Raw genomic sequence first — 6590 nt, forward strand, 5'->3', positions numbered from 1 at the left:
GTGGTGGCTCTCGTGGGGCCCAACGGGGCGGGCAAGACGACCCTGCTCCGGCTGATCTCCGGAGAGCTGAAGCCGCACGGCGGCACCGTGACCGTCAGCGGCGGTCTCGGCGTGATGCGGCAGTTCGTGGGCTCGGTGCGGAACGAGACGACCGTGCGCGACCTGCTCGTGTCGGTCGCCCCGCCGCGCGTCCGGGAAGCCGCCCGCGCCGTCGACGCGGCCGAGCACGCCCTCATGACGGTCGACGACGAGGCCGCCCAGCTCCGGTACGCGCAGGCGCTGGCCGACTGGGCGGAGGCGCACGGCTACGAGGCCGAGACGCTGTGGGACATGTGCACCACCGCCGCGCTCGGCGTGCCCTACGACAAGGCGCAGTGGCGGCAGGTGCGCACCCTCTCCGGCGGCGAGCAGAAGCGGCTGGTGCTCGAGGCGCTGCTGCGCGGCACGGACGAGGTGCTGCTGCTCGACGAGCCGGACAACTACCTCGACGTACCCGGCAAGCGCTGGCTGGAGGAGCGGCTGAAGGAGACCCGCAAGACGGTGCTGTTCGTCTCCCACGACCGCGAACTCCTCTCCCGCGCCGCCGGGAAGATCGTGTCGGTCGAACCCGGCCCGGCCGGCGCCGACGCCTGGGTGCACGGCGGCGGCTTCGCCACCTACCACGAGGCCCGGCGCGAACGCTTCGCCCGCTTCGAGGAGTTGCGCCGGCGCTGGGACGAGAAGCACGCCCAGCTGAAGAAGCTGGTCCTGAACCTCCGCCAGGCCGCCTCCGTCAGCCACGAGATGGCCTCCCGCTACCAGGCCGCCCAGACCCGGCTGCGCAAGTTCGAGGAGGCGGGCCCGCCGCCCGAGCCGCCGCGCGAGCAGGACATCCGGATGCGGCTGAAGGGCGGCCGCACCGGCGTGCGGGCGGTCACCTGCGCGGGCCTGGAGCTGACCGGCCTGATGAAACCCTTCGACCTGGAGGTCTTCTACGGCGAACGCGTCGCCGTCCTGGGCTCCAACGGCTCCGGCAAGTCGCACTTCCTGCGCCTGCTGGCCGGCGAGGACGTGGCCCACACCGGAGCCTGGAAGCTCGGCGCCCGGGTGGTCCCGGGGCACTTCGCCCAGACCCACGCCCACCCCGAGCTGTTCGGCCGCACCCTCCTCGACATCCTCTGGAAGGAGCACTCCCAGGACCGCGGCGCCGCCATGTCCCGGCTGCGCCGCTACGAGCTGACCGGCCAGGCCGAGCAGACCTTCGACCGCCTCTCCGGCGGCCAGCAGGCCCGCTTCCAGATCCTGCTCCTGGAACTGGCCGGCGCCACCGTCCTCCTTCTGGACGAGCCCACCGACAACCTCGACCTGGAGTCGGCCGAGGCACTCCAGGAGGGCCTGGAGGCGTTCGAGGGCACGGTCCTCGCCGTCACCCACGACCGCTGGTTCGCCCGCTCCTTCGACCGCTACCTGGTCTTCGGCAGCGACGGCCGGGTCCGCGAGACCCCGGAGCCGGTGTGGGACGAACGGCGGGTGGAGCGGGCGCGGTAGCGCCGGCCCGGCCGCCCGCGGGTCACCTCCAGCGGAGGATCGCGCCCAGACCGCCCGCCGGTACGTCCTCGTCGGCCGGGACCACCGGGGCCAGCGACAGGGCCGCGGCGTCGGTGACGACCGCCGAGCGGAGCAGCGCGTCGTCGGCGCGGGCCCGCCAGGAGTGCTGTTCGCCGAGGATCTTCAGTTCCGTACGGCGTACGGCCAGCTGGCCGGGGTCCTCGCCGACCCACACGTCACGGTGGTTCTCGGCGCCGTCCGGGCGGACGAGCAGTTCCTCCAGACGCTGCTCCCGGGCCGCCTCGACCAGCGCGGGCACGCCCTCGACGGCGCCGGAGCGGCCCTCGTCGTCCGGGGCCCGGGCCGCCCGGAAGCGGTCCAGCTCGGCCTCGACCCGCCGGCGCACGTGCGCGGCGCGGATCTGCTCCACGTCCTCGTCCAGCAGCCGGCTGCCGGCACCGTGGGCGGCCTCCTCCACGCGGTCGTGCAGCCGTTTGGGCAGCCGGTCGCGCACCTCGTGCCGCTCCCGGTCTTCACCGACCAGGATCAGCAGATCGGCCCGCGCCTCCTCCTGGCAGACGCTGAGCGCGTCGGCGGTCTCCGCCGCGTTGTGCTCCCAGGTGTTCTCCACCTTCAGCTGGAAGTGCCGCTCCGACCAGTCGAGGCTGCTCGTGCGGTGGATGGGCCACTGCTGCCCCACCACCGCGCCGGCCTTCTGCCGGCCCAGCGCGCTGCGCAGCTCGAAGTCCGCGCCCTTGCGGTCGACGTACGCCACGATCGCGACCGGGTCCTCGCCCGCCAGATCCAGCATCGGCCCGACCCGCGGCAGCGGCGCCCACACGGCCCGGCTGCCGCCCTGCGGGGGGCGCGCCAGCATGGGATCGAGCACGACGTTCCCGGCCCGCGCGAACAGGGCCCGCCCGTGCGGATCGGGGGAGTGGCGCAGATCCTCGATCGCGGCCTGGACCGCCCGGCAGGTGGCCTCGTCCGCGCCCTGCCGCGACAGCTCCCGGGCCATCGCCTGGGCCGTCAGGTGCACTTCGTGGGCCATGTTTTCCGTGCGCCGGGAGGTGTCGACGTACACAGAGGCCCAGGGACCCGGGTGTTCGTACAGTGGATTCAGGAACGCGAGGTCCATGGCTCCCTCCCGGAGGCCGTTCGGTGGCAGTGCACGCCGGGCGGGTACCCGTACCGCATGAACGAACACGACGAGCGGGGCAACACCATGACCGGAGTCGACCCGGGGCGGCTGGACGACCAGCAGCTCATGAAGGAGCTGGAGACGATCCACCGCACGCGTCACGACACCCTGCTGTACGGCTCGAACGACGCGCTGCGAGCCCACAACGAACGCATGGCGCAGCTCGAGGGGGAGTACCTGCGCCGCAATCCCCGGCGAACGGTCGCCGCGGGCCGCACCCGCGAAGGAGCCCGGGAACGCGGATGCGGGGAGTCCACGACTCCCCGCACCTGAGACGGCGTCCCGGGCGGTCCACCGATCGTGTCCGCCGGCGCGCTTCCTGCGGCGCGTCGGCGGGCGCCACGTCCGGTGACCACCCACCGGCCTTCTGCCCGGCCGTTCAGCCCGCCTTCTTCTCGGCCTTCTCGGCGAACACCTCCAGGAACGTCTCGCAGAACACCTTCAGGTCGTCCGGCTTGCGGCTGGTGACCAGCTTGTTCGGGCCGTGGTCGCAGACCTTCACCTGCTCGTCGACCCAGGTGCCGCCCGCGTTGCGGATGTCCGTCCGCACGCTCGGCCACGAGGTCAGCTCCCGGCCCCGTACGACGTCCGCCTCGACCAGCGTCCACGCCGCGTGACAGATCGCGGCCACCGGACGCCCCTGGTCGAAGAAGCCCCTCACGAACGCCACGGCCTTCTCGTCCATCCGCAGGAAGTCCGGGTTGGCCACGCCGCCCGGCAGGACGAGCGCGTCGAAGGAGTCCGGGGAGGCCTCGCCGACGACCGCGTCCACCGGGAAGGTGTCCGCCTTGTCCAGGTGGTTGAACGCCTGGATCTCGCCGGGCTTCGTCGACACGAGCACGGTCTCGTGACCGGCGTCCCTGGCCGCCTTCCACGGCTCGGTCAACTCGACCTGCTCCACACCCTCGGGAGCGGTCAGAAATGCGATGCGCATGATGCTTCCACGTCCTTTCGTCGCCCGCCGGCGGGCCCGGCCGGCCCCCGGCGCGCTTCCTTCTCGTCCTCGCAGCCGCCGCCGGCACCGGCGGCGCACGACCCGCTGCCTCACGCGTGCCCGGCGCTCCACCCCTCAGGACCCTTCAGGACAGGGGGTGGAAGCGGTGGTCCCGGTGGCCCGGCTCCCGGCGCGGGCCTAGGCGCGGTCCTCCCGGGCGGGCCGCTCGGTATGCGTCAGCTCCTCCGCCAGTTCCTGCACATTGGCGTAGCGCGCCTTGCGCGGCAGCCGCTCCAGCGCCTCGACCAGCGCGTCCGGCGCGTTCTTGCGGCGCAGCGCACGGACCAGCTCGCCGGGGCCCGCGGGAAAGGCGCTGCGGCCCAGCATCCTGGCCAGCTCCAGGCGGACGGTCTCCAGGGACGCCCTCGAGCCTCCCGGCGCCACCGGCCCGCCCCAGACCTCCGGGTCGTCCTCGGCGGTCGGCTCCGGGTCGTGCCACTCCTCGCTCCGTGTGGGGTGGCCGGACCTGAGCAGACCCTGCAGCTCGTGCTTCATCTCATCGTCACGGTGGACACTCAGCCGGTCACTGCCTCGCTGCATGTCTCCCTCCAGACTGTCGGGGTGGCCCCCGCGTACCCGTGCACAGGGAGCCGACACGGGCTTTCCGGGCCGGGATGACACGGGCGCGGAGCGCACGGATCCCCCCCCGGCGGCCGGACGTTTGCGTGCGGAGGCCGGGGGCAGGCGCACTCCCAGTGCTTCGGACCGGAGGCACGTCCGTGGGAGCGGCGCCCGGCGCCGCCACGCGTGCGGCCGGTCCTGATCGCGCCCGCGCGTCCACGGTGACCGTCCATCCCAGAGCACTCCGAGGGAGTTGCGAGGCACCATGCGAACTCGAGCGAGCGCCAGGCACCACCCCCACGACGACGCCCCCGACACCGCCGAAGCCTTCCGCCGGCTCGCCGCGCTCCCCGCGGGACCGCCGCGCGACGCCCTGCGCGACGAGATCGTCCAGGCCTGGCTGCCCATGGCCGAACGGCTCGCCGGCCGCTTCCGCAGCCGCGGCGAGAGCTTCGAGGACCTGCGCCAGGTCGCGGCCCTCGGCCTGGTCAAGGCGGTCGACCGCTACGACCCCGAGCGCGGCCACGCCTTCGAGAGCTACGCCATCCCCACCATCACCGGCGAGATCAAGCGGCACTTCCGCGACCACATGTGGACGATGCACGTCCCTCGCCGGGTGCAGGACCTGCGCAACCGCGTCCGGTTCGCCGCCCAGGACCTCTCCCAGACCATCCCGGGCCGCCGCCCCACCGTCGCCGAGATCGCCGGGCACGCCCACCTCAGCGAGGAGGACGTACAGGTCGGGCTCGAGGCACTGGAGAGCTTCACCGCCCTCTCGCTCGACGCGGAGCTGCCCGGTACCGAGGACGGCTACTCCCTCAACGACTCCCTGGGCTCGCCCGACCCCGCGCTGGACACCGTGGTGGACCGTGAGGCCGTCAGGCCGCGGCTGGCGGCGCTGCCCGAACGGGAACGGGCCATCCTGTACATGCGGTTCTTCGGCGACATGACCCAGAGCCGGATCGCCGAGCAGCTGGGCATCTCGCAGATGCACGTCTCCCGGCTGATCAACCGGTGCTGCGACCGGCTGCGGGACCAGGTGATGCGGGAGGGCGTGTAGCGAAAGTCCCTCCCTTGGCCTTCGGCCGGGAGGTACCGCCCCAGCACCTGACGCCGCGGGGCCCGGCCTCCGGACGGAGGAGCAGTCCGGTCAGGCGGCGGATCTCCGCGAGGACAGGGGTAGCAGGGCGGGTTCGCCCACGATCGCTGCCCTCTTCGACAGCTCCTGGGCACGGATGGCGGTCGGTGCGGCGAGGGCGGCCTTGGACGGCGTGATGTGGGGGGACCAGGCGCCGTAGCGGCGGACCCGGCAGTGGTCCGGGCCGCGCTCGTTCCTCGCGGCCCGGAAACACTCCTCCACCTGCCACCTGCCACCTGCCACCTGCCACCTGCCACCGGGCCCCGGCCACCCGGACCAGGTCCCTTGGCCGGGTGCCGACCGGGCCGCCACAGACGTGGTGGGCGATCTCGGCGGGGTCGCTGACGCTGCGGCGGGCGGGCCACCAGGGCGTCGGCCCGGATCCCGGCACCTCGCCCGGTGATGACGGTGTCGTCGACCTTGGTCGCCGGCACGTGCGCGACGCCGGCCGCATGGCACCGCTCCCGGTCGTCCGTCCAGGACTTCGGCAGGTGCGACTCCCGGCCGGTCCGTCGTCGCCGGCCCCGACCCGGAGAAGCCGCTCCGGCAGGCCAACGAGGCCCTCGGGGCCGCAGGCCACCCGCTCGGCAGGACCGGCGCCGAGCCGATCGACGGTGGTGGCGGCCCCACCGGCTGCGAAGCCGCCGTGGGCCCGCTGGTCGTGGCGGTCCACCCGGGCCCGCGAGCAGACAGCTCACGGGCCCGGACACGCCGCCGGGGTCCGGGACAGGACGGGGGTCACCCGACAGGTGGTTCGTGTCCGGCGAATGGGGCTCTGCCGCGCGCGGCCCGTGGTGGCGGCGGCTGTGATGGGTGGAGAGGGCACACACCACGTGCCGTCCGCCGCCGTCGGTCCAAGGAGCCCCGCACATGCGCCGTACCACCGCCCGCGCCCTGCCCGCCCTCGTCCTGACCGGACTCATGGCGGGCACAGCGGCGTCGGCCGCCTCCGCGCACCCGGCCGCCCAGATCCACCGGCCGTACGCCCGTCAGCCCGGCGTGGGGGTCGCCCTCCCCGCCGACTGCTATCCGGACGGCGCCGACATCTGCCCCGCGGGATCCGGGCCGTTCGGGGAAGCTTTCCTCGGCGGGGCGCCCGGGGCGCCGACCCCGGACCTCGCCCTCCCGGGCGCGCCGCAGGGCCCCGTACCTGTCTCCTATACACATCT

General features: G+C 73.9%; 6 protein-coding genes and 2 pseudogenes. 4 read left to right on the forward strand and 4 right to left on the reverse strand.

What is annotated here, in order from left to right; translation table 11 throughout:
- Positions 1–9 precede the first annotated feature (9 nt).
- Positions 10–1527: pseudogene (locus tag C1I97_RS28000) on the forward strand (ABC-F family ATP-binding cassette domain-containing protein); the annotation flags it as partial.
- Between the two features lie 22 nt (positions 1528–1549).
- On the opposite strand, the gene C1I97_RS28005 reads toward C1I97_RS28000, so the two are convergent.
- Positions 1550–2665 carry a baeRF2 domain-containing protein gene (locus tag C1I97_RS28005; RefSeq protein WP_111005924.1) on the reverse strand — a complete coding sequence of 372 codons (1116 nt, stop codon included), beginning with the start codon at positions 2663–2665 and terminating at the stop codon, positions 1550–1552.
- Between the two features lie 57 nt (positions 2666–2722).
- Between C1I97_RS28005 and C1I97_RS28010 the strand changes: the two genes are divergently transcribed.
- Entirely contained in the window at positions 2723–3001 is a 279-nt protein-coding gene (locus C1I97_RS28010; RefSeq protein ID WP_111005925.1) for a DUF6158 family protein, read from the forward strand.
- Positions 3002–3107: 106 nt separating this feature from the next.
- Here C1I97_RS28010 and C1I97_RS28015 read toward each other — a convergent pair whose 3' ends face one another.
- A complete protein-coding gene (locus C1I97_RS28015) occupies positions 3108–3662 on the reverse strand; it encodes a type 1 glutamine amidotransferase domain-containing protein (RefSeq protein ID WP_111005926.1) in 555 nt (184 codons plus the stop codon).
- A 198-nt stretch (positions 3663–3860) separates the two neighbouring features.
- A complete protein-coding gene (locus C1I97_RS28020) occupies positions 3861–4262 on the reverse strand; it encodes a DUF2795 domain-containing protein (RefSeq protein ID WP_111005927.1) in 402 nt (133 codons plus the stop codon).
- A gap of 286 nt (positions 4263–4548) precedes the next feature.
- Here C1I97_RS28020 and C1I97_RS28025 point away from each other — a divergent pair, with 286 nt between their 5' ends.
- Positions 4549–5343: an RNA polymerase sigma factor SigF gene (locus C1I97_RS28025; protein WP_111005928.1), complete on the forward strand. Its 795-nt coding sequence runs from the start codon at positions 4549–4551 to the stop codon at positions 5341–5343.
- A gap of 90 nt (positions 5344–5433) precedes the next feature.
- Here C1I97_RS28025 and C1I97_RS28030 read toward each other — a convergent pair whose 3' ends face one another.
- Positions 5434–5643, reverse strand: coding sequence for a hypothetical protein (locus tag C1I97_RS28030; RefSeq protein WP_111005929.1), 210 nt, complete (start codon positions 5641–5643; stop codon positions 5434–5436).
- Positions 5644–6291: 648 nt separating this feature from the next.
- Here C1I97_RS28030 and C1I97_RS28035 point away from each other — a divergent pair.
- Positions 6292–6590: pseudogene (locus C1I97_RS28035) on the forward strand (hypothetical protein); the annotation flags it as partial.

The sequence above is a fragment of the Streptomyces sp. NTH33 genome (assembly GCF_003236365.1).
GTDB lineage: Bacteria > Actinomycetota > Actinomycetes > Streptomycetales > Streptomycetaceae > Streptomyces.

Excerpts from the sequence above, each read along its gene's own strand:
- C1I97_RS28005 (WP_111005924.1), bottom strand. The coding sequence starts at position 2,665 with ATGGACCTCGCGTTCCTGAATCCACTGTACGAACACCCGGGTCCCTGG.
- C1I97_RS28010 (WP_111005925.1), top strand. The coding sequence starts at position 2,723 with ATGAACGAACACGACGAGCGGGGCAACACCATGACCGGAGTCGACCCG.
- C1I97_RS28015 (WP_111005926.1), bottom strand. The coding sequence starts at position 3,662 with ATGCGCATCGCATTTCTGACCGCTCCCGAGGGTGTGGAGCAGGTCGAG.
- C1I97_RS28020 (WP_111005927.1), bottom strand. The coding sequence starts at position 4,262 with ATGCAGCGAGGCAGTGACCGGCTGAGTGTCCACCGTGACGATGAGATG.
- C1I97_RS28025 (WP_111005928.1), top strand. The coding sequence starts at position 4,549 with ATGCGAACTCGAGCGAGCGCCAGGCACCACCCCCACGACGACGCCCCC.